Source organism: Pandoraea cepalis, assembly GCF_902459625.1.
Taxonomy (GTDB): Bacteria; Pseudomonadota; Gammaproteobacteria; order Burkholderiales; family Burkholderiaceae; genus Pandoraea; species Pandoraea cepalis.
In genome coordinates, this window is record NZ_CABPRY010000014.1 from 1 (window position 1) to 23,249 (window position 23,249).

Sequence of the window (23,249 nt, forward strand, 5' to 3'; positions counted from 1 at the left end):
CAAATCGGCAGCATGATTGCCTCGGACGTTCCACTTAAAAATCTCAGAAGACTGTCCGAACGAGCGAAGCCACCTCTTAAGGCTGGAATACATCGAGCTAGGCAAGCCGCAATAGAACGCGTACATCGAACGGTTCAACCGGACCGCGCGCTATGAATGAGGTCGATTGCTGCTGACGGTCCACCGTTCAACGCTAGGCGGAACAGTGACCAACGCTGGCCAGCTCCCACGCGAAGCTAAGTGGCAATGCTGTCAGCGTCTTATCCCGACGCTCTCATCAAACGCAGCCATTCCCTTCTAAATGGCGACATAAAAGCCCATGTGAAAAATTCCATTTCCCTGACGTTTGCTTCGAACTGCATTGGATATTTTCCATTGAAACGGGTTGTCCTCCTGCCCCTTGCCATTGCTTTTTATGTAATAGATAAAACAACATCAATTCATAAATGACAAAAACCGACAGGCAGATGAGCAACGGCTCAAGCCCATCATCGACAGATGAATGACGGTAGCCATCAGCTACACGATCCTCATATCGAATAAAAAAATATCAACACGGTTGATCCGTTGGCATAACCACCAACGAGATCAATCATGTTCGATGAAAACTGCTATGGCCACGGCATCAGCCGTGACAACGAGATCAAACGTCGTAAGGCTGAACAAGCCAGAGTCCGCAGGAACAGACGTACAGGCCTGAGCTTTGAAGAAGAGATGTTCGAAGATAGCTCGCGCCATCTGATCCTCTTCCCCACTCTGATCTACAAGAAACGGCACCGTCCAGACGTGATGCTCGGAACGATTCAGCAGCATCGAGATCGATTGTTCCGTCATGTCGAAGACTACGACAGCGAATTACTGCAAGGCATTCGCGGACTGATCTGGAAACTCGAAGAAGGCAAGCGCTCAGGCTTGCATCTTCATCTGCTCGTCTTCTATCGAGGTGATCGCAGAGCTGACGTACCGATTTGCAGGATGCTCGGCGAGTATTGGGAGCACGACATCACGAAGGGATGGGGCGACTACTGGAATTCCAATGCCCATAAGGCTGATCTGGAACACCGATGGGGAGTGGGTCTCGGCCAAGTCAATCGGCGTAATGATCCCAAGCGTGATTCCCTGCGTCTCTTCATCGAAAACTATATGGCGAAGTCCAACCAGGTGCCGAGGGATCGTACCGATGACGATAAGTTGTTCGGCGTGCGGTATTTCGGATAATCAGCGTAAGCACCCGGGGTATGCTGATCTGCCCCGTCGTCACGCTGCTTCTCCGCTTCGAGCTACATCGATGCTGTCGCGAAACGCCGGAAGACCCTTCTCATGCATCAGGTTACCAATCTCGAAAAACGCAGCTAAACGTTGGCTGAGGACCGGACCGAGTTTTCTTCCAGTCCCGATCTCTCGATAGGACTCTGCATCGGCATAGATCTCCGAGAAGAGATAGGTCATGTAAAAAACGTAAGTCGGCGTGAGAACCCCTTCGCCAGCGAGAACCCCCGCGGCAATGGAGTGATTGCCTCCTTGTACAAATCCAATACCCCAGGGTAGCCAGAGCGCCACGCGATGATTGGAGTCCTGGCGCCAAGCACCCGAGTGATGGCGATTCCAGATACGAGGATAAGAATCGGGACATGGCGCCAAAGCCAACTAGGTACCCGGCGGGACGGTTCTTCCGGAAAGGTCATTGCGCAGTCACCTCGGCCTTGATCCGGCTAGCCGGAAAAAATCCTGATGAGAAATGAAGCCTACCTGTTCTGCCCTTACGGGCAGAACAGGTAGCTCACTCTCAAGGGTAGATTTGCAGCAACGTACTGCCACTGCAGTTACTGGCTGCGCACAATGCTGTCTTGAACATTGAGCACGGCGTGAACGTGATCATCGCCCCGACGACGGAGCAAATTCCACATCGTCTGGTTCCAATTTCGATCTTGACGTATAGCGCTACCGTCCTGCCTCTCCAGCGCGACGCCGGACCAAGCAGGAACAACCTCGTTATCGCGGACGAACCACTGGAATACTTCGGTCGCTTTGGTCACGCCGCCGTATGCCTTGTCGATCTGTGCGAGCGCATCTTTCTCCGATTGTTCGAAACGGATGCGCTCATGCTCCACGGCAGCCAAACCACCCTTGGCATCATTCAGTTCCCGTTGCGCCCGTTCAACGGAGAGTTGGACCGCTGCCATTGCGCCTTCTCGGTTGACGAGTGACTGTTTCAGATCTTCCGGATTTGCTGGCGCTGGCGCACTCGCCTGTGCGGCTTGCAACTGCGCGAGTTGGCTCTGCGCGTCGGCAAGTCGTTTTTCCAGAGCCTCGGGATTCTGCTGACGGATGCTCTCAGCCGTCTGATCAAGGCCACGGTAGTAGCCTTGGAAGTCGTGTTGCGTATCGGCGATTTTCTGCTGACGAAACGCCGCAAGCAGCGCCGCGCCACTCTTCAGATCGCAGCGATATTCGACGACAACGCGGTTCGTGTCATCCTTGAACGAACGCCATTCGTCCTTCTCGCACGACTCGCGGTTCAACAGCGCTGTCGCGTAGGTATGTGTTGGGTCTTGCGGGACGGAAGCAGCCTTGACTGTATCCACCTCGGAATGGCCACAGCCTGCTAGCTCGACGCTGATGACGGCCGTTGCAATAAAGGAAATGCGTTTCATTTTTTCTCCAAAGTTAAGGTCGGGTTGTCAATCAGTAGTCACTTGGTAACAAGATCGTCGTCACCGATCGGTCGGCTTCCGTGATGATCCAGAACCTCTCGCCGTCAGGCAGGTCGTAGCTCGACAGCAGACGCTGGCCGGTCAACAAGGCCAGTTCGTTGGCGGCTTGGTCTTCGGCGGACAGCGCACCCCAATCGCCATGAAGATGACGAGCGAGAAGGAGCACACCGGACATTCCGATGGCATCGAGCGCAGCCTGAGCGGCGGGTGTGATGACCGGCTGACCCATGGGGAAGCGCGGTCTGGGAGGCGAATGATTCAAAGTGAGACTCCTGTAGAAATCGAGAACGAGCGCGGCCCTCCGGATGGACCGGATATGTGGTGTGAACGGGGAGAATTCAGCCGATTGAGGGAATTACGGCGTGGCGCTGGCCAACTGACGCCGAAGCGCAGCAGCCTTTGCCTGGGAACAACGCAGATGTCGGCGAATGCCGGAAACGGTAGGCACCACGATACCGGCCTGAATATCGCGGGTGAGCCTCGTGACTTCGGCTTCTGGCTCCGGGACGACAGGTAACGGTTCAGGCACAGACATGTCGGTTACCGCGACCGCTAGACTGTCTGTGACGGATACCTGCCTACTGGGTATCAATGCAATCCACCACAGCAGGCACGCCGTCGCCTCCAGTACCGCAGCGAACGCCAACCCTACGAGCAGATCGAGCGTCGAGCCTGCTGCCCCGAAAAGCGCCGCCAGTCGTGCCGTGACTGGATCACGACGAACAGCATCACGGCGGGTCTCGGCCCTGTCTTCGATGGCTTGATACCGGCGGATGTCACCCGCTTCGGCATCCAGCGCTTCGAGTCGGGCCGTCAGCCCTGCACGACGCCCATGCAGTCCCGTACAGTCACCAATACAGGGACGGGCGTTAGCCTGGGCCAGTTGCGCCGTGACCGATGCGCGATCCACCATGACTGCCGCGAGACTGCGATGTACCGGGGCGATCACGATAGGTGTGGATGCGACCCGGAGATCGCCCGCATGCGACTGAGACAGCAAGAAAAACGTCGCATGTCCAAATGACGCCGACGCTATGCGGCACAGCCACAGCGGCGAGCCGACACCGCGCACGGCAATCGGTGCTGAGAGGCACAAGGCAGGTAGCAGATGGGCGCTGACCACCAACACTACGCCTATCGCAACCCACACAAGCCGTTCCGACAACCACCCGCCGCGCTGCCAACCCGCCAGTACCGACATACAAACTGCCGTACTGGTCGCCATCGCCGCCAGAGCGAGTGCTAGACGGCGGGTCATGCCGCCTTCCCACCCAAGAGCGCAGCCCGCTGATCGAGTCGATCCTTCAGGCTGGGTGCGGTAGTTGTCTCCGTACCGTCGTGACCCTCGCCGTGGCTCCCAGTCTCGCCAGGCTCCCCCGGGTAGAACTCGTCCACGACCGCCGCGCCGTCTTCGATACTTTCCTCGAATGCACCGTTACCGAAGCCAGTACGCGCCGCCGCATCGAGTGCCACCTGGTCGAACCCGGCCCCCTTGCGCCGAGCATCCAACTCACGGGCTTCCGTAATCGCTGTTTCGATCGTGCTACCGAGCCTGACACCAATATCGGTGTAGTAAATCGGTGCGCGATAGCTCTGCGTGGTGGACTTGCCGCGCAGTTTCAGTTCCAACGGCAGACAGGCCAGCAGGTTGCCAGACACGGCGCTGAAGTAATGCAAGCGTGCAGCGAGCGTGCGGATCGAATTGATCGACGTCGTGCGAAAGCAAAAGCTCCCCATCTCGTCCTCGTCCCCAATCAGCACATTGAGCCGCCCGTAGGGCTTGCGCGCACAGCCCTGGCCGAAGGCACAGCCGTCCGGTGACGGGCACGACATCTCTTCGATGCCAGCATCCGTGACACGCCGACAGGTTTCACCATTACCAACGCAGACCGGTCGTCCTGTCTCGCGATCAAAGCACGAGTATTCGGCACGCAGGTTCAGGTCGGGATCGCTGAAGAGAAACCGCACGGGGATCGCGCGAAGTTTGCCGGTATTGGCTTTGCGCAAGGTCTCGTTGAGCGGGTGCAACACCCAGCCCTCGCGGTTTTGTACTTGGGTGGTCAGGGTGAACTGGTCGTCTTTCTCAGGAAGGCGCTTGCCGTTCTTTTCAACGACGCGCCCGATGCTGATCCTCCCGAGCACCGGAGGGGTGATAGCCAGGCCTTTGAGCATGATGGAACTCCTATATGTAGTTAGAGAGGGATGGCCAGGTATCGGTCAATCCCGGATCAGGAATCGACGAGTTCCGGGCTTGGTGATGGCGTACTCGGAAGCCAACTCGGGATGGTTCAGGAGCAGCAAATCGGTATTGATGACGGTGCTGTCCTGGCTACGCTTGAACAGAACGCGGCCCGTCTCGAACTGCGCCGCGGACGCATCGCCCATAGCCTGTTGCAAGGTCTGCTTGAGCTGCTCGGCGTAGTCCTGCTTGGCCTTGATGTCGGCGCGCAGGTTGACCAGGTCGGCAAACGTCGCCGATAGGTTCCCGTCGTCGCTGAAATCCACTGTGGATGAATTGCCGGGGTACAGGACACGCAGGGCGCGATCCGCCGACTCCGATCCATCGGCCGGGGGTGGCGTGTCGCTCGTGACGTACTCCCAGAACTGCGCTTCCAGGTGGATCAGCCGGGCAATGAGATCGTCGTCGCGTTGGATGCGATGGACTTCCAGCCGCTGGCCGCAGATCAGTACGGCGACGTCCGCTGTCTGCTTGCCGGTTACAGAAAGCTGGTGTTGGACTTGAAGCTGGACGTACTCTGGCACACCGTCCTTCCAAAGCCGTGCGCCGAACTCGCCCGCCGTCTTGCACTCCAAAATCGATACGTCTGGAGTGCCGACGACCTCCCGATCCAGGTTCGTCAGCATGAAGGGAAACTGCGGATGCTGAAGGATCGCGTTGACCTTGCGCACCTTGCGGCCCGTCTGTTGGGTATAGCTAGCCGCGACGATCGGTTCGAGCATCGTTCCCCAGTACACAGGCTCCGTGGTGTCCTTCGGATCGGGCCTAGGCAGATCGACATCCCGGTTGGTTTTCTCCATCCAGAGTTCGAGTTGGGATTTATACGGACTCAGGCCCACAGCGGCTGCGGCGTCGGAACCACCGATGCCGGTCTTGCGCACGTCCAGCCAGTCGGCCCGCTCGATCTTGCGGGTGTCGATCAGGCGCAGCGCCGGGCGGGTGTCCGGCTGTTGTTTGGGTAAAGCCATGATGGAGACCTCCAAAAATGAAGAAACCCGGCCAGCGCGTGAGCGCTGCCGGGCTTCATGGGGGATGATGAAAAAGTGGTTGCCTGTAAAAAGGCTTGCTCATGCGACGAGCTTCAGTGCCTCGTCCCAAGCTTTCTGCTTGATGTCAGCGCCAGCACCAAACCAGGCGGCATCCAGGCGGTGATCATCGGAACGGGCGCGACGGTGGTGATCCACATACTCGGTGATCGCGTTCACCAAGCCCCAAGCCGTACCCGCTGCCGAAGCCATCTCGGCACCCTTGCCCTGTCCGTTGTAAAGCGCGTGAACAGCCTTGAGCGCCCGGTCGTTGATCGCCACGGCCAGGCCTTCGGCATTGGGATTCACTGGATAGGTCAGCACACGCTTGAGGAACGTCTCGGCAGCAGCATCCGTGACCTTGCAGTCGCTCAGCGCCTTCATGCGAGCGAGGAACGAATCCCAGGATGACACTGCGATCCCGAGCTGGCGCTTGACGGCCTGTGCATCGAACTGGCTGCGGTGGCCGACCTTGATGGCGTCCGTGCCATTGCCGAGCGCCACGCGCAGGGTGTTGTTGCAGACCACGCGAATCGACGTGAACTGAGCCGTCGTAGCCAGGCTACCGTCATTTCCGGTCGCGAGGAGCAAGTAGCCATTGACGCGATCGCGACCTTTCAGGCAGGCGGACTGGCCGGTTTTGGCGAGCGCCCAGAGTTTGCGCCCCTCCTTCAACACGCCAGCGGTCTCCAACTCGAATCCGCCCGCTTCCACCAAATCGCGGTAGAACTCGATCACCTCACGGGGTTGCACGACATTGAAGCGGCGGGAGACGACCGACAGCGGAGCCTTGGTGTCGGAGCGGTACAAGACCTTCTGGTCCGGGAAGGCGTGGATGGAACCGATGTTGTCGCTGCCAGCGACGTAGCGGACGTCGGCGGACTCGACCGTCCAGTCCATGCCGGCTTCACGCTGCCAGACTTCGAGCGGTTGTTTGGGAGAGAGTTGATTGCCCAGGCCGTGCCAGGGCTCTTGGCCGACGTAGGCCATGGATTGCACCAAATGCATGGAAATCTCCAGATGGGAATGGGAAAGACGAACGCATAAATGCCTACAGCCCCGAAGGGCTGTAGGCATGGAGCGGAAGAAAGGAAAAGGCTGAGGACGGTGACTAGCGTTGCGCCAGGTGGCGTTTGCCGAAGGTATGACCGCAGGCGTGGCATTCGTAGTTGTCGAGCAGTGCGTTATCGACCTGTTCACCGATGGCCGCACCGGCAGCGCCTCCGGCGGCACCGCCGATCAACGCGCCCATGAGTGCTCCGGCCAGGCCACCAAATAGGGACCCGACCGGCCCGGCGATCATGCCGAGTGCAGCGCCGGCTTCTGCGCCCCCCAGAGCAGCGGCGGCGCTACCGGCAGCGCCGGCGGTGGTGCCCACGACCGTGCCGGTCTTGCGGCCGTAGTCATGAGTGGTGATGTGCTGCGAATCACAGCGAGGGCAGGAAAGGGCATTGTTCATTTATCGACCTTGTGAGAATTCGGGGCAATCGGTGTTGCCCAGGCAATCCAGGGTGGATGCTCAGTCGGGTGATATATGTGTGAAGTTTTCTGCGATGCCCTTGGTACGCTAGGATTGGGCTCCGTCCTTGCGCATGTAGCTGATGAATCTTTCCGATGTCGAAGGCTTGTCGGGAAGGTTCATCTCGTCCTGCCAAAAGGGAGTTGATCCGGGCTGAGTGTCCTGGCCAGCGTCAGGCAGATTACGCTCGGCCGCCCAAAACTCAGTCGGCTCCCTCGACTTTCCGTCTTGGTCGTGTTTTTCGTCTTTTCCGCTTTTTTCGACTTTCGGGATGTCATCATCGTAACGCCCCTCATCACGCGAGTTACGTCCTTGGTTGCGTCCTGGCGTGCGATCAGCATCATCGCGGCGGCGGATAAGGCGCTCCCCCTGGTAGCCAGCACGCGACGGGGCACAAAGGCTATCGAAATCAGCGCCGGGAAGCGCCCAGTACCATGCGCCACGCGACTGCCCAGGCTCCTTCGTCGACTTCCCACCCAGTTCGGCCAACGCCTTGCGCAAATTCTCAGGGGTATAGCCTTGGGCCTGCCCGCTACTGATGGCTTCATTGGCTTGTACCGGGCCACTGCGCAATAGGTCACCCACGAATTCCAATTCATCGGCCAACTCGTCCTCGATGGACGCGACATTGGACTCGGCGTCTCGAACGATGGTCTCGGGGTCACCAACCAAGTCTTGCATGTCCCACTTCAACGCTGTCGCGTCCGCAACACCATTTTCTGCATCAAGGCGGACGGATTGGATCGTAAAAGCGTGTCCGCCATTGGTCGGCCCGATGTTGGACTTGGCGCGCACCAGCACTCCGCGGGCGGGATCGTCCGTGGAAGTTCCAGTTCCCATCACCCTGCTGACGAACAAGACGACGCGAGACACTGCCAGGTAGGCGACGCTACCGTTGATGCGGTCAGCCAACTTCTTCTTGGACGAGGCCTTGGCCAAGTGACGCACGCCGATGATGGCAAGCCCTTCCTGTTCGGCCAGCAGAATCAATGGCTCCAGGTTTTTGCGCACGGCATCGTTATTGTTCGTATTGCCAGAACCCGATGGCAACGGGTCAATCGCAACGACACGAACATCTGTCCCCGAAGCGCGCAGGCGCTTGATCTCGTTGATCAGTTCGGGCATATCCGAAGGGCGGAAATAACGTCGCTTGCCGTGCTCGGCCATGCCGCGCAAGACCAGGATGTTTTTCAGCTCCGCGCGGGCTGCGATCAGGCGTGCCATAACCGTTTCTTCGATACTGTCCTCGCTCGTCCAGTACAGGCAAAACACTTTAGGTGCCCGCGTGCCATCCGGGAGCAAACCACCAGTGGAGAATGCGGCAAGCAGGTCGGCCAGCAGTGTGGTTTTTCCAGAGCCTGGCTCACCGACCAGCAAGTGCAATTTGCCGACGGCAAGCCAGAATCGCCAAAGCCAATCGATCGCCAGAAGCGCAATGTCACTGGCGCGATCAATGATCGGGCCGTTGCGTTTCGGGGGCGGCGTATAGGAGTCGTCGTTATGCATAGTGATACTCCTTACGCTGTGCGACAACCGTCATGGGCTGAATGAATGTGAAGGTCGGTAGCGCCTCGGAGCCTTTGGCGCGGACGTATTTCTCGCGCAAGGCACGGCACTCTAGTTCGAGCAGGAGCGCGTCCTTTTTTGCGGCGTCGTGCTGCTCAATCAAACCGCACCAGGAGCATTGCGGTTCACGCCAATGGTGAACATGGCCATCACCGTCCGTCACCTCGTCCCACAGAAGATCCACCTCGTCGGCAAGGTCGCTCGGCGCTGCACGGCCATCGGCCAGCAAAACGGCACCAAGATAAAGACCATGAACGCGAGAGAAATTGACTGTGATGACACCACCTCGAAGCTGGCCCTTGATGAACACTGTTCGTTCAAGATGATCTTGGAGCGCGAGTAGGTCTTTCTGGACCAACGCGATGCTGGGGCGGTGAATTACGTCGGGTTCGTCATATATCCTTTCCTTCGACATTGTCTCCAAGAATAGCAACTCGTTGTTCCTCGCACACTCGTACAGCGCATACGCGGCTGATTCGTTCGCTGGGACGAACGGCTTGCGCAAGAGAGCAACCTTGTACGCGAGAACCGGCTCGTCACTGAAAAACGCCGCTTCGATGGCACGCTGAACTCGCATCACATCGGCGCTGCTCTTGCGCTGCCATTGAATTGCGCGTGCTACGGCCTGAGCGCGCGCGCCTTCATGGCAAACCTGCTCGAACAGTTCGCGATTAAACATGCCCATTTCCTTGCGATCGGCCATTGTGCTCACAAGTTGGCTGAAATGGCTCGGCAGCAGGGTGCGCAAGAGAACGTCGATGACGGGGACATCCTCGCGATCCGGACTCGGAAGCGTTCGACACAGCTTCAGGCGACTGGTGATGTCATCCTGCTCTTGGTCGCTAAAGAACATGCGACGCCCATTGAAAATCTGTGCCGTAGTCTTAACCGCCGCACGCAGGCTTCGGGCGTAGTCGTCCACTAACCAATGCGTGGTGCCGTCGAGGCAATGAGCGATGCCGAAGTCGAGGCCGGCTTGCTTGATACAAGCATCGTGCTTACTCGGGCTAGACACGTTGTTTGTATAGGAGGGGCCGCTCATCACGCCACCTCCGTTACGCCGAGGACCTCACGGGTACGAGGGCGTGCTTTCAGCCAGGCCTCAACCTCGTCGGCGATATAGACGGTTTTGCGCGTGCCAAGCCTAATCGGCAGCGGCCACGTCGGATCGTAGTAAGGGGATTTGGGGTCTTGCCAACTGAATCGGGTCGTTTTGCCGATACCGATCAAGGTATCAACTTCGGCGCCCCGCAGGTGGAGCGGCTTGATTGTGTTCATGTAGCCTCTGAGCAGACGGTCGTAGCTGCGTGAGGGGTCGTAGCAAATGCGCGCGCCCACCACCCAGCATCCGAGTTAAAGGATGTGGTAATGGGTCGCAGTACGACCGCACGTCGGCGACTACAAAGGTTCCGCTGCTCAAGTCAGAGGTACAAAACACTACCCGGACAACCGGCCAGAAATGCCAGTCATGCGAAAGCCGGTTGGTGCGTCAACCAAGCCTGATACGAATGAGACCACAAATTTTCTTGCACGGCAACAAATTGTGATCTCGACGCCCCAGTGGTAAATCAGGCGCTACGTAGTTGCGTGACCGACGCGCCGGTCACACATCGATCCAGATAGTCCGACCAAGACTGCATCATCTTGGCTCGTGGCTCCAGATACAGCGCATGGTTGTATGCCGCGCTCACATCGTTGCGTTCCTGGTGCGCCAATTGCAACTCGATGTGCTCGTGTGGCCAACCTTGTTCGTGCAGGACCGTCGAGGCAACACCCCGGAATCCGTGCCCAGTCATCTGCCCCTTGTAACCCATGCGCTCTAGCGCCTTGAGGATGGTGTTGTTCGACATCGGCTTCTTGAAGTCGCGGTCGCCGGGGAAGAGAAGCTCCCGGTGGCCGGTCAGGGTGTGCAGCATCTGAAGCAAGGTTACGGCCTGGCGCGACAGCAGCACGATATGCGGTGCCTTCATCTTCATCCGCTCGGGCGGGATGTCCCAACGGGCATTGTCCAAGTCGAATTCGACCCATCGAGCGCCGATCAACTCGCTGGTGCGCACAAAGGTCATCGCCATCAGCTTCATTGCCATGCGGGTCACAGTACTGCCCTGATAGACCTCGATGTGGCGCAGCAGTGCAGGCAGTTCCTTGGCGTCCACGCGCGCGTAATTCTGTTTGCGGCGAGATACGAGGATGTCGCTGGGGCGAATTTCGGTAGCCGGGTTGCGTGTCGCCGAACCGTGGGCGATGGCATAGCGGAAAATCTGGCTACAGGTTTGCAGGGAGCGCTTGGCGATATCAAGCGCGCCGCGCTCTTCAATCGCCTTGGTCATGCGGACCAGCTCGGGGGCCTGAATCTCGCTGATCGGGCGCGCACCAAGCGTCGGAAAGATGTCGGACTCCATACGGCGCAACACATACTCGGCGTGGCGAGCGCTGCGTGACGGCGACCAGTGATCCCACCATTGGCGAGCAACCTGCGAAAAGGTCGTCCCAGCCGGAGCCAAGGCCTGCTGTTTGCGCTCGGCCATCGGATCGGTGCCCGATGCCAGCAATTTCCGAGCGGCTTGGTGTGCCTCACGGGCTTCGGCCAAGCTCACGTCCGGGAACACTCCCAAGGCCATGACCTTTTCCTTGCCATCGACGCGATATTTCCAGCGCCAGTACTTGCCCGCCTGATTGACCAGCAGGTAGAGCCCGCCCCCATCAGCGAGCTTCTGGGGCTTCTCGGTCGGTTTTACTTTGAGGACTTGTTGGTGGGTCAATGGCATGCTGGGGGTATCTGGCTTTGGGGGTACATAGACATACCCCCAAAAATACCCCTCAAGCTACCGGATTGCAACGAACCTTATCGGACCACCCAGAAGCAAAAAAGCCCGTGAAACGTTGATTTCACGGGCTTTTCGCCTACTTTCCGAACCGATTTGGATCGCTTCGGATTACATCTTGGCGGAGAGGGTGGGATTCGAACCCACGGTACGGTATAACCGTACACCGGATTTCGAGTCCGGCGCATTCGACCACTCTGCCACCTCTCCAAGCGTTCTTTTTGCTTTGGTTCGCTGCCCAAGTGGCCTCAAGCAGCGAGAAAGAGATTATAGCCGAATTTCGTCAGCCGCCAACCCCCTTTCTCCAATTTTTTTACGCAGCCGGCGCGAGACGCTCGATGCCGCCCATATACGGACGCAGCACATCGGGCACCGTCACCGAGCCGTCCGCGTTCTGGTAGTTCTCCAGCACCGCGACCAGCGCGCGCCCCACGGCCAACCCCGAACCGTTGAGCGTGTGCACCAACTCCGGCTTGCCCTGCGCATTGCGGAAACGCGCCTGCATCCGTCGGGCCTGGAAGCTCTCCATGTTCGAACACGACGAAATCTCGCGGTACGTGTTCTGCGCCGGAATCCAGACTTCCATGTCGTACGTCTTCGCGCTGCCGAAGCCCATGTCGCCCGTACACAGCACAATCGTGCGGAACGGTAGTTCAAGCTTCTTCAGAATCGTTTCCGCATGCCCCACCAGCATCTCCAGCGCGTCGTACGACTCCTCCGGACGCACCACATGCACCAACTCGACCTTGTCAAACTGATGCTGGCGAATCATGCCGCGCGTATCCTTGCCGTAGCTGCCCGCTTCCGAACGGAAACACGGCGTATGCGCCACCATGCGCAGGGGCAACGCATCGCCCGCCAGCAATTCGTCGCGCACAAGGTTCGTCAGCGACACTTCCGCCGTCGGAATCAGATAGAAGTTCTCGATGCGCTCGCCGTCCTCACCGCCCACCTTGCGCGGCACCTTGAACAGATCGTCCTCAAACTTCGGAAGCTGCCCCGTGCCACGCATCGACGCCGCATTCACGATGTACGGCACGTACGTTTCCGTATAGCCATGCTCGCTCGTGTGCGTATCGAGCATGAACTGCGCCAACGCACGATGCAGACGGGCAATACCGCCCTTCATCACCGAAAAGCGCGCACCGGCGAGCTTCGCCGCCGCGTCAAAGTCCAGACCCAGCGCAGCGCCCAGATCGACGTGATCGCGCGGCGTGAAGTCGAACGCGCGCGGCGTGCCCCAGCGGCGCACTTCCACGTTCTGCGTTTCGTCCGAGCCGAGAGGCACGCTCTCGTGCGGCAAGTTCGGCACGCCCAGCAATACGTCCGACAGACGCGTCTGAATCTCCTCCAGACGCACCGACGACGCCTTGAGCGTGTCCGCAATGCCGCCGACTTCAGCGATTTCGGCCGAGGCGTCCTCGCCCTTGCCCTTTTTCATGCCGACCTGCTTCGAGAGCGCATTGCGGCGGGCCTGCAGCTCCTCGGTTTGCGTCTGAATCTGCTTGCGCTCCGCCTCGAGCGCAGCAAACGTCGCCACGTCCAGCGTGTAACCGCGCGCCTTGAGTCGCGCCGCAACGCCGTCGAGATCCTTGCGAAGAAGTTGAATGTCGAGCATGGTGGGGTGTCTGTCGTTAGCGGCCCACCGTCGTGGGCCAAAAAATTCGTTCTGGCTGCCCGCTTGCCCATCAAGGCACCGGAGGCAGCATCAAGCCAGGGATTTTACCAAACGCACACGGCGATTTCGCCATTTGGCGTGTTGGCGACGGCAGGCGCGTCCGCGTCAGGCCGATTCATCGTCGGAAGGCTCGGCCGGCGCGGGCTTTCCGGAAGGCATCGCCCCCGCACCCGACGACTTCGCCGGGGCATCGGCACCACGCCCCTTGGTGTTCGCGCGCCGCCACTCGGCATCGAGCGACTTCAACCAGTTGAGCTTCTCCCCAATCTTGCCCTCCAGCCCCCGCGGCACCGGACGGTACCAATGCTGGGCGCGCAGATCGTCGGGGAAATACGTCTCGCCCGCCGCGTAGGCATCGGGCTCGTCATGCGCATAGCGGTACTCGTGGCCGTAGCCAAGTTCCTTCATCAACTTCGTGGGCGCGTTGCGCAGATGGATCGGCACCGCCCGCGACTTGTCCTTGCCGACGAATGCCCGCGCCTGGTTGTAAGCGTTGTAGCCGGCGTTCGACTTCGGCGCCGCCGCAAGATACAAGATGGCCTGCGCGAGGGCGAGTTCGCCTTCAGGCGTGCCGAGGCGCTCGTAAGTCTCTGCCGCGTCGAGCGCGATGCGCGCCGCGCGCGGATCGGCCAGACCGATGTCCTCCCACGCCATGCGCACAATCCGGCGCGCGAGATAGCGCGGATCGGCGCCGCCGTCGAGCATGCGGCAGAACCAGTAAAGCGCACCGTCCGGCGAGCTGCCCCGCACCGACTTGTGCAACGCGCTGATCTGGTCGTAGAACGCATCGCCGCCCTTGTCGAAGCGCCGCAGATTCTCGGCAAGCACGCTGGCGAGCAACGCTTCGTCAATCGTCGTGACGCTCTGCATCGCCGCTGCCTGCGCGACGATCTCCACGTTATTGAGCAGCTTCCGGCCATCGCCGTCCGCCGAATCGATCAGGCCCTGGCGCGCTTCGTCCGTAAATCCGATGTCGCCCAGTTCATGCGCCGCGCGCACGATCATCTCCCCGAGTTCGTCATCATTCAGGCTCTTGAGGACATACACCGCCGCGCGTGAGAGCAACGCACCATTCACCTCGAACGACGGATTCTCTGTCGTCGCCCCCACGAAAATGAAGAGCCCCGATTCGACGTGCGGCAGGAACGCGTCCTGCTGCACCTTGTTGAAGCGATGCACCTCGTCGACGAACACCACGGTTTGCTTGCCTTGTCCGCGCTGGATCTGCGCGGCTTCGACAGCGTCGCGAATATCCTTGACCCCGGAGAGCACCGCCGACAGGGCGATGAAGTATGCCTTGAACGCATCCGCCATCAGGCGCGCCAGCGTGGTCTTGCCCACGCCCGGCGGCCCCCACAGAATCATCGAGTGCGGACGCCCCGCTTCGAACGCCACCCGCAAAGGCTTCCCCTTGCCCAGCAAATGGCGCTGGCCAATCACGTCGTCGATGGTACGGGGGCGCAGGCGCTCGGCCAAAGGCACCGAAGCCGACAGAGGGGCGTCGTTTGACATGTTCTCAAGCAGCGCGGCCGGGGAGTCCCCGGCCGCTTTCAGATCGTCAGATGTCCCCATTATGCCAGCCCGGACACCGCCCCGCCGGCAAGTAACGCCACCGAGGACGGGCACGGCGCGGACTGACGCGGACGAAGTGCGTTCAACCCTTGATCAGATCCGCCCCCTTGGGCATCGTGAACTTGAAGCTGTCCGCCGGCATCGGCGGATTCTTCTGCATCTTGTCGAATGTCAACAACGTGACGTTGCCGAACGCATCGTAGAGTTCCATCGCCGCCAGATTCCCGTCGCGAAACCCGATACCCACGCGCTGGAACTGCGTGTCTTTCGCCTTCGGTTTCAGCTCCACCCAGTCGATGCCATTCTTCACGCCGGCATCCTTGAGGGTGAAATTCTTCTCGATGTCGTTGCTGCCGAACAGGATCGCCGCCGGGCTCGCGCCCAACGAAGCGCCCAGCTTGCGCTCGGTCACCTGGTTCAGATCCTTGTCATAGATGTAGAGCGTCTCGCCGTCGGCCTGCAGCAGTTGGTCGTAAGGCTTGACGTAGCGCCAGATGAAGCGGCCCGGGCGCGCAAACTCGAAGGTCCCCGAGGCTGCGTTCGACACCTTCACGGCCCCATCCTGCTGGCCCTTGACCTGCTTCTGCTCAAACTCGCCACGCGCCGACTTCACTTGCGCGACAAACGCCTTGAGCTGCGCCGTGCCGCTGGCATAGGCAGGGGCAACCAGCGCCGCCAGCGTCACACCAACAGCACCCGCGATAAGCGGCAAGCCGCGCTTGAATCCCAACATATTCCTTACTCTCCTTCGCGATTCGGCACCAGAATATCCCGGTTGCCGTTGCTCGCCATCGCCGACACAACGCCGGACTGTTCCATCTGTTCGAGCAGTCGCGCCGCCCGGTTGTAGCCGATGCGCAGATGCCGCTGTACCAACGAAATCGACGCACGGCGCTGTTTGAGCACCACGGCCACGGCCTGATCGTACAGCGGGTCGGACTCGCCACCGCCCTCGCCGGTTCCGCCGCCGGCACCACCGGCACCGTCGATGCCGCCGTCTTCACCGTCGACAACGCCGTCCAGAATGCCCTCGACGTAATTCGCCTCGCCCTGCTCGCGCAGGCGCTCGACCACGCGATGCACTTCGTCATCGGCCACGAACGCCCCGTGCACCCGCAACGGCAATCCCGTGCCCGGCGGCATGTAAAGCATGTCGCCCATGCCCAGCAACGTCTCGGCCCCCTGCTGGTCGAGAATGGTGCGCGAATCGATCTTCGACGACACCTGGAACGCCACGCGCGTCGGCACGTTCGCCTTGATCAACCCGGTAATGACATCGACCGACGGACGCTGCGTTGCCAGAATCAGGTGGATACCCGCCGCACGCGCCTTCTGCGCGATGCGCGCGATCAGCTCTTCGACCTTCTTGCCGACGACCATCATCAGGTCGGCCAACTCGTCGATCACCACGACGATATACGGCAGGCGCTGCAACGGCTCCGGCGCGTCGGGTGTGAGCGAGAACGGATTCGGGATGTGCTCTTCGCGCTTGGCGGCGTCGTCGATCTTGTTGTTGTAACCGGCGAGGTTGCGTACCCCGAGCTTGCTCATGAGCTTGTAGCGACGCTCCATCTCGGCCACGACCCAATTCAGCGCATGGCCCGCCTGGCGCATGTCCGTGACTACCGGGCACAGCAGATGCTGGATGCCTTCGTACATGCTCATTTCGAGCATCTTCGGATCGATCAGAATCAGCCGCACCTGCTCGGCAGTCGCCTTGTAGAGCAGCGACAGGATCATCGCGTTGATCCCCACCGACTTGCCCGAGCCCGTAGTACCGGCCACCAGCAAGTGAGGCATTTTCGCCAGATCGGCCACCACGGGCTTGCCGCTGATGTCCTTGCCCAGCGCGAGCGTGAGCAGCGACGCCGAGTCGTTGTATATCTCGGAGCCGAGAATCTCCGTCAACCTCACCGTCTGACGACGCGGATTCGGCAGTTCCAGCCCCATGAAGTTCTTGCCGGGAATGGTTTCGACCACGCGAATCGATACGAGCGAAAGCGAGCGCGCCAGATCCTTCGCCAGGTTGACGATCTGGCTGCCCTTCACGCCGGTGGCCGGTTCGATTTCGTAGCGCGTGATGACCGGCCCGGGATACGCGGCCACGACGCTCACGTCGACCCCAAAATCCTTGAGCTTCTTCTCGATGAGGCGCGATGTGAATTCTAGCGTCTCGGCCGAGACGGTCTCCTGTGCGGCCGGGGCGGCGTCGAGCAACGCGAGCGGCGGAAGGATCGAATCGGGCAAATCGGCAAACAGCGGCGCCTGCTTTTCCTTCTCGACACGCTCGCTGCGGGCCACGACCTTGACGGGCGGCACGATCTGCACGGGTTCGTGTACTTCCGCACGCACGCGGTTCTGCACGATGGCGCCTTCGCGTGCGATTGCGGCCTCCTCGCCCAGCCGACGGTCCTGGCGCGCCTCGCGGCGGCGGCGGATCACGGTGCCGGTATCGAGAATCAACGCGCCGAACTGCTCGGCAACGCTCAGCCACGAGAAATGGAACAGCAGCGACAGGCCGAAAACGAAGATGAGCAGCAATGCCAGCGTGCCGCCGGTGAACCCGAACGCGTGCTGGAAGAAGCCGCCGACGGTCTCGCCGATCACACCCCCCGAGGCGCGCGGCAATTGGGCTTTGAGGCGATATAGACGCAGCGATTCGATGCCGGCACTGGAGAGCAACAGCATCAGGGACGAAACGATCTCGACCCATCCGCCGCTGGCCAGCCGTTCGCGCAGCGGGGGCGCTTCGCGCTTGGCCGAGATCCGGCGATAGCCGGAAATCACGCGCCGGGCGATGAACACCACCAGCCAATACGCGGAAAGGCCCAGCATGAGCAGCAGCATGTCGGCCACCCAAGCCCCCACGCGCCCCGCCCAATTGGCGATGCGCTCCACGTGCGCCGCATGCGTCCAGCTGGGGTCCAGACGGCTATAGGACAGCAACGCCATCAGCAGGAACACCATCAGCGCGACCTGCGCCATCCAGCGAATTTCATGGAAGAGGTGCGTCACCCGGTTGGGTAACGACGATCCGGCACCAGCAGAGTAGGAAGATTTCGTCGTCATCAAGCCATGCGGTTGGGCGGGCAGACGGGCGGCCTGCCGCGCGGCAAGGCTCCATTGTAAACAACTATTCCCCCACTTAATGCACGAATACGTGACAAGCCGTAACGCCGGGCCTCCCGGCGGCCTTCGGCAGACCGCCGCGACCGGGCGCTCACCCGTCACACTCCGGTGGCGCGCGGGCTATCGCGTCGATTGCAAGACTCGATCAACGAAACGACGTCGGCCCCTTATAATGGCGGTTTGCGCCAATCCCCGCGCCGCGCCATCGCGGTGCAGGATCGGATCGGGCGCCAGCCCCCATCCCTTTCCGGTGAGTCCTCGTTCATGTCCGTTGCCAAGCACGCCAAAGTCCTGATTCTCGGTTCCGGCCCCGCCGGTTACAGCGCCGCCGTCTATGCCGCGCGCGCCAACCTCAAGCCCGTGCTCATCACAGGCATCGCCCAGGGCGGCCAGTTGATGACCACGACGGATGTCGAGAACTGGCCCGGCGACCCGACCGGCGTGCAAGGCCCCGAGCTCATGGCCCGCATGCAGGCCCACGCCGAGCACTTCAACACCGAGATGATCTTCGATCACATTCACACGGTGCATCTGAATGAGCGTCCGCTGCGTCTGATCGGCGATTCCGGCGAATACACCGCCGATGCCCTGATCATCGCCACGGGTGCCTCGGCACAATATCTCGGCCTGCCGTCGGAAGACGCCTTCTCGGGCCGCGGCGTGTCGGCCTGCGCCACGTGCGACGGGTTCTTCTACAAGGGCAAGGAAGTCTGCGTGGTCGGCGGCGGCAACACGGCCGTCGAGGAAGCGCTGTACCTCTCGAACATCGCCAGCAAGGTCACCGTGATCCATCGTCGCGACAAGTTCCGCGCCGAGCCGATCCTGATCGACCGTCTGCTGGAAAAGGCCAAGCAAGGCGCAGTCGAACTCAAGTACGACACTGTGCTCGACGAAGTCACCGGCGACGACTCGGGCGTGACCGGCATTCGCATCAAGAACGTGAAGACCGGCGCCAGCGAAGCCATCGCGCTGCATGGCGTGTTCATCGCCATCGGCCACAAGCCGAACACCGACATCTTCGAAGGGCAGCTCGAGATGAAGAACGGCTACATCGTCACGCACAGCGGCCTGAACGGCAACGCCACGGCCACCAGCGTGCCGGGCGTGTTCGCGGCAGGCGACGTGCAGGATCACGTCTACCGTCAAGCCATTACCAGCGCCGGCACGGGCTGCATGGCCGCGCTCGACGCCCAGCGTTACCTCGAAAACCTCGACCAGTAACCGCTGAATGACCTGCGACGGCGCCCTCGCCACGTGAAATTTCACACGCTGGGGGCGCCGTTGTCGTTTGATCTCTTACCGTCCTTGTTCGCACGACCATGAGCAAGAAGCCTCCCAGACTCGGCCTCGGCGATCTCGCCGGCCTGCGCGACGCGATCGCCAAGGATTCGGCCGCGCGCGAAGCCGAACGCCAGGCCGCAGCCAAACGCGCTGCGCAAGCCAAGCGCGACGCCAACGTGTTCCGCGACAGCGTGGGCGACATCGCCCCGATCGCGCGCAAGGGCGCGACCGATCGCGTGGAGCATCCGCGCCAGCCGCCCGAGCCGGTGGCCCGTCAGACGCAGGAAGACGAAGCGGCCGTCCTGCACGAGTCGCTGTCGGACGAGTTCGACCCCGAAGCCCTGCTCGACACCGACGATCGCCTGTCCTATCGCCGCCCCGGCATCAGTCACGACGCCCTGCTCAAGCTGCAGCGCGGAGAATGGGTAGTGCAGGCGCAGATCGACTTGCATGGCATGCGTCGCGACGAAGCCCGCGAGGCGCTGTCCGCCTTCCTGAACGACGCCGTGAAGCGCGGACTGCGTTGCGTGCGCGTAATCCACGGCAAGGGACTCGGTTCGGTGAACCGCGAACCGGTACTCAAGGACAAGGTCCGCGGCTGGCTGGCGCAAAAGGACCAAGTGCTGGCCTGGGCGCAAGCCCAAGGACGCGATGGCGGCAGTGGCGCGTTGGTCGTCCTGCTCCAGGGTGCGCAGACGCGAGCGCCGCGCGGGTAGCCCACACGCGCCCGGGCGCGCGACGTCTTGCGCGAACGCGCGCCGCATACACCACGTCGCATGCCGCTGCAGGCATCGCACCGTGGGAAGCGACATCGCCGTCACCTAGCCGTCATCGCGGCGTTAAGCAGAATCAAGCAGAATCAAGCGGCATTACGCGGCATTACGCGGCATTACGCGGCATTAAGCGGCATCAAGCGGCATCAAGCGCCATGAACGCCGAAGGGCGACGCCGCCTGCGCAGTCGTCGCCCTCCTCCGTCCAGCCCTTTGCGTCTCGCCCCGCTCGCCGCCGCAACCTCGCGACGACGCCCGAACCGGCGTCAGACCGCTTGCTCGCCCTCTTCGCCCGTACGAATGCGGATCACGCGCTCGACATCGGTCACGAAAATCTTGCCGTCACCGATCTTTCCGGTGCGCGCCGCGCCCAGTACCGCGTCAATGACCTGATCGGCCTGTGCCGAGCCGACCACCACTTCGATCTTGATCTTCGGCAGGAAGTCGACCACGTATTCGGCGCCGCGATACAGTTCCGTGTGACCCTTTTGACGGCCGAAGCCCTTCACTTCCGTGACGGTCAGGCCGGTCACGCCGACTTCGGCCAGCGCTTCGCGGACTTCGTCGAGCTTGAAGGGTTTGATGATGGCAGTTACGCGTTTCATTGTCGCCTCGATATCTTGGTTGGATTGTTCTGAGAATTCGCCGGGCTATTGTACCGGTCCGCGCAAGGCGCGCCGATCACAGTAGGCTCAGGCATGCGGGTCGTCGGGCACGGTGTCCAGGTCAGCGAGCCACACCACCGACTCCGAATCGCTCGGTGCCCGCCAGTCGCCGCGCGGTGAAAGCGACCCGCCCGTGCCGACCTTTGGCGCGTTCGGAATGCACGACCGCTTGAACTGACTGGTGCGGAAGAACCGATCCAGGAAAATGCGCAGGTTTCGCTTGATCGCCACCAGATCGTACGCGTGATGCGCGACGTGTCCTTCGTCAGGCCAGCGTCCCGTCGACGCGTCGTGCCACGCGCTCCACGACAGAAACGCCACCTTGCGTGGCGCGTAGCCGAAACGCAGCGTGTAGTAGAGATTGAAATCCTGCAACTCATAGGGACCGATGAAATGCTCGGTGCGCTGTTCCGGCGCGCCGTTGGCCTTGCCCGGTACGAGTTCCGGGCTGATTTCGGTCTCCAGGATATCGATGAGCACGTTGCGACGCGATTCGGCGTCCTTGCCTGTCTTGCTCGCGGGCTTGGCCGACGCCGCGCCGCCCAACTGCCCGGTTTCCGCCACCCATCGCACGAGGTGCATGATGAGCGTCTTGGGCACGCTGGCGTTCACGTTGTAGTGCGACATATGGTCGCCAACGCCGTACGTGCACCACCCCAGCGCCAGTTCGCTCAGATCGCCGGTGCCGATCACGATCGCCCCGAGGTGATTCGCGAGCCTGAACAGATGATTGGTACGCTCGCCGGCCTGCACGTTCTCGAACGTGACGTCGTAGACTTCCTCACCCCGCGAAAACGGATGGTCGAGGTCTGCCAGCATCTGCATGCAACTCGGGCGGATGTCGATCTCACGCGCCGTGCAGCCGACCGCCGCCATCAGCTCGCGCGCCTGGCGCAGCGTTCGCTCGCTCGTGGCGAAACCGGGCATGGTGTAGGCCAGGATGTTCGCGCGTGGCAGCCCGAGCCGATCCATGACCTTCGCGCACACGAGCAGCGCATGCGTCGAATCCAGGCCCCCGGACACCCCGATCACGACCTTCTGAATCTTCGACGAGGCCAGACGCTGCATCAGCGCCTGCACCTGGATGTTGTAAACCTCGTGGCAACGCTCGTCGCGGCGCCGCGGGTCGGACGGCACGTACGGGAAGCGTTCGATGGCCCGCGCGAGCGGCAGCTCGGCATTGCGCGGCATCGCGACGTCGACCTTGATCGTGCGGAAGCGCGCCACCTCGTCGGCATGGCGGCGCACCGACACTCCGAACGTCGTCTGATGCATGCGCTCGCGCGCGAGCCGCTCCAGATCGACGTCCGCATAAATCAGGTGCGATTCGCTGGCGAAGCGCGCCGACTCGGCCAGCAGGTCGCCGTTTTCATAGATGAGCGCCTGGCCATCCCACGCGAGATCGGTCGTCGATTCGCCCTGCCCGGCCGACGTATACAGATACGCCGCGAGGCATCGCGCCGACTGTTGTCCGACCAGTTGATGGCGATACGCCGACTTGCCGACGACGACGTTGGATGCCGACAGGTTGACGAGTACCGTCGCGCCCGCCAGTGCGGCAAACGACGACGGCGGCACGGGCACCCAGACGTCCTCGCAAATCTCGCAGTGAAAGCGCAGCAACGGCTGGTCGGCCGCCTCGAAGACGAGTGCGCCGAACGGCACCTCATTGCCGAGCAGCATCACCGTGTCGACGCCCGCGTCATCGGCCGCGTTGAACTGACGCGCTTCGTAGAACTCGCTGTAGTTCGGCAGGTAGGTCTTGGGAACCACGCCATGCACGCGTCCGCGCGCGACGACCACTGCGCAGTTGAACAAGCGTTGCTGCACGCGCACCGGCATGCCCACGATCAGTGCGGCGCCCAGTTCGCGGCTCGCCGCCACGATGTCGGCCAGCGCCACGTTGCAGGCGTCGAGCAATGCACGTTGCTGGAACAGGTCTTCGCAGCTATAGGCGGGGATGCCGAGTTCGGGGAAGGCGACGAGCACGGCGCCCGCGGCATCGGCCTGCTTCGCGAGGGCAATGGTCTGCGCGGCGTTGTAGGCAGGATCGGCGACACGGCATTGCGGCACTCCGACGGCCACACGCGCGAAATCGTGATTGTAGAGATTGAGAAATCGGTTGGTCATGTCGGCGGCTACGAGGCATCGTCCCTGAGCCGATACGCCGGCAGGCGAAGCGGCTAGGGGCCGACGCCCGCCCGACGCGAGCGGCGGACGTGAGAATCGCCAGTATATTACGCGCGACGCTGCCCTGCCCGGCG

21 protein-coding genes and 1 tRNA gene are annotated in these 23,249 nt (G+C 61.4%); 3 read left to right on the forward strand and 19 right to left on the reverse strand.

The genetic code is table 11. The features are described from left to right. Positions 1-594: 594 nt before the first annotated feature. Positions 595-1,218, forward strand: coding sequence for a hypothetical protein (locus tag PCE31107_RS20820; RefSeq protein WP_150610527.1), 624 nt, complete (start codon positions 595-597; stop codon positions 1,216-1,218). A 39-nt stretch (positions 1,219-1,257) separates the two neighbouring features. Here PCE31107_RS20820 and PCE31107_RS23885 read toward each other — a convergent pair whose 3' ends face one another. The 17 genes from PCE31107_RS23885 to PCE31107_RS20905 form a co-directional block, all read right to left on the reverse strand. Further along, positions 1,258-1,647 (reverse strand): DUF6710 family protein, encoded by a 390-nt coding sequence (locus tag PCE31107_RS23885; RefSeq protein ID WP_150610528.1) that lies wholly within the window; start codon positions 1,645-1,647, stop codon positions 1,258-1,260. Between the two features lie 176 nt (positions 1,648-1,823). Further along, a complete protein-coding gene (locus PCE31107_RS20830) occupies positions 1,824-2,654 on the reverse strand; it encodes a hypothetical protein (RefSeq protein WP_150610529.1) in 831 nt (276 codons plus the stop codon). A 31-nt stretch (positions 2,655-2,685) separates the two neighbouring features. After that, positions 2,686-2,943 carry an SH3 domain-containing protein gene (locus PCE31107_RS20835; RefSeq protein ID WP_150610567.1) on the reverse strand — a complete coding sequence of 86 codons (258 nt, stop codon included), beginning with the start codon at positions 2,941-2,943 and terminating at the stop codon, positions 2,686-2,688. 126 nt (positions 2,944-3,069) lie between these two features. Next, the gene (locus tag PCE31107_RS20840) at positions 3,070-3,972 is read right to left on the reverse strand and encodes a hypothetical protein (protein WP_150610530.1); all 903 of its coding nucleotides are present in this window, start codon (positions 3,970-3,972) and stop codon (positions 3,070-3,072) included. Next, positions 3,969-4,886 carry a recombination directionality factor gene (locus PCE31107_RS20845; RefSeq protein ID WP_150610531.1) on the reverse strand — a complete coding sequence of 306 codons (918 nt, stop codon included), beginning with the start codon at positions 4,884-4,886 and terminating at the stop codon, positions 3,969-3,971. The genes PCE31107_RS20840 and PCE31107_RS20845 overlap by 4 nt, the downstream gene beginning before the upstream one ends. Positions 4,887-4,931: 45 nt before the next feature. Next, positions 4,932-5,921, reverse strand: coding sequence for a YqaJ viral recombinase family nuclease (locus PCE31107_RS20850; RefSeq protein WP_150610532.1), 990 nt, complete (start codon positions 5,919-5,921; stop codon positions 4,932-4,934). 99 nt (positions 5,922-6,020) lie between these two features. Next, positions 6,021-6,986 (reverse strand): DUF932 domain-containing protein, encoded by a 966-nt coding sequence (locus PCE31107_RS20855; protein WP_150610533.1) that lies wholly within the window; start codon positions 6,984-6,986, stop codon positions 6,021-6,023. Positions 6,987-7,089: 103 nt separating this feature from the next. Continuing rightward, on the reverse strand, positions 7,090-7,437 hold the full coding sequence (locus PCE31107_RS20860; RefSeq protein WP_150610534.1) for a hypothetical protein: 348 nt from the start codon (positions 7,435-7,437) through the stop codon (positions 7,090-7,092). 108 nt (positions 7,438-7,545) lie between these two features. Beyond that, a complete protein-coding gene (locus PCE31107_RS20865; protein ID WP_150610535.1) occupies positions 7,546-9,003 on the reverse strand; it encodes an AAA family ATPase in 1,458 nt (485 codons plus the stop codon). Then, complete coding sequence (locus tag PCE31107_RS20870; RefSeq protein WP_150610536.1) at positions 8,996-10,105, reverse strand: hypothetical protein; 1,110 nt, start codon at positions 10,103-10,105, stop codon at positions 8,996-8,998. Before PCE31107_RS20870 ends, PCE31107_RS20865 begins: the two co-directional genes overlap by 8 nt. After that, a complete protein-coding gene (locus PCE31107_RS20875) occupies positions 10,105-10,341 on the reverse strand; it encodes a helix-turn-helix transcriptional regulator (RefSeq protein WP_150610537.1) in 237 nt (78 codons plus the stop codon). The genes PCE31107_RS20870 and PCE31107_RS20875 overlap by 1 nt, the downstream gene beginning before the upstream one ends. A 290-nt stretch (positions 10,342-10,631) precedes the next feature. Then, on the reverse strand, positions 10,632-11,831 hold the full coding sequence (locus PCE31107_RS20880) for a tyrosine-type recombinase/integrase (RefSeq protein ID WP_150610538.1): 1,200 nt from the start codon (positions 11,829-11,831) through the stop codon (positions 10,632-10,634). A 176-nt stretch (positions 11,832-12,007) separates the two neighbouring features. Next, positions 12,008-12,098 (reverse strand) — tRNA-Ser (locus PCE31107_RS20885). A 103-nt stretch (positions 12,099-12,201) separates the two neighbouring features. Next, positions 12,202-13,506, reverse strand: a complete 1,305-nt coding sequence (gene serS, locus PCE31107_RS20890) for a serine--tRNA ligase (protein ID WP_017235382.1) — start codon at positions 13,504-13,506, stop codon at positions 12,202-12,204. Between the two features lie 165 nt (positions 13,507-13,671). Continuing rightward, complete coding sequence (locus tag PCE31107_RS20895) at positions 13,672-15,078, reverse strand: replication-associated recombination protein A (RefSeq protein ID WP_246181918.1); 1,407 nt, start codon at positions 15,076-15,078, stop codon at positions 13,672-13,674. 142 nt (positions 15,079-15,220) lie between these two features. After that, positions 15,221-15,871: an outer membrane lipoprotein chaperone LolA gene (gene lolA / locus PCE31107_RS20900; protein ID WP_130025242.1), complete on the reverse strand. Its 651-nt coding sequence runs from the start codon at positions 15,869-15,871 to the stop codon at positions 15,221-15,223. A gap of 5 nt (positions 15,872-15,876) precedes the next feature. Further along, positions 15,877-18,207, reverse strand: a complete 2,331-nt coding sequence (locus PCE31107_RS20905; RefSeq protein ID WP_039830646.1) for a DNA translocase FtsK — start codon at positions 18,205-18,207, stop codon at positions 15,877-15,879. 324 nt (positions 18,208-18,531) lie between these two features. On the opposite strand from PCE31107_RS20905, the gene trxB reads away from it, so the two are divergent. Both trxB and PCE31107_RS20915 read left to right on the forward strand, forming a co-directional pair. Next, complete coding sequence (gene trxB, locus PCE31107_RS20910; RefSeq protein WP_026132246.1) at positions 18,532-19,488, forward strand: thioredoxin-disulfide reductase; 957 nt, start codon at positions 18,532-18,534, stop codon at positions 19,486-19,488. Between the two features lie 98 nt (positions 19,489-19,586). Further along, positions 19,587-20,264 carry a Smr/MutS family protein gene (locus PCE31107_RS20915; RefSeq protein ID WP_150610540.1) on the forward strand — a complete coding sequence of 226 codons (678 nt, stop codon included), beginning with the start codon at positions 19,587-19,589 and terminating at the stop codon, positions 20,262-20,264. Positions 20,265-20,586: 322 nt separating this feature from the next. On the opposite strand, the gene PCE31107_RS20920 is transcribed toward PCE31107_RS20915, so the two are convergent. Next, positions 20,587-20,925 carry a P-II family nitrogen regulator gene (locus tag PCE31107_RS20920; protein WP_017235376.1) on the reverse strand — a complete coding sequence of 113 codons (339 nt, stop codon included), beginning with the start codon at positions 20,923-20,925 and terminating at the stop codon, positions 20,587-20,589. A gap of 87 nt (positions 20,926-21,012) precedes the next feature. Further along, positions 21,013-23,115 (reverse strand): NAD(+) synthase, encoded by a 2,103-nt coding sequence (locus PCE31107_RS20925; protein ID WP_150610541.1) that lies wholly within the window; start codon positions 23,113-23,115, stop codon positions 21,013-21,015. Positions 23,116-23,249 lie beyond the last annotated feature (134 nt).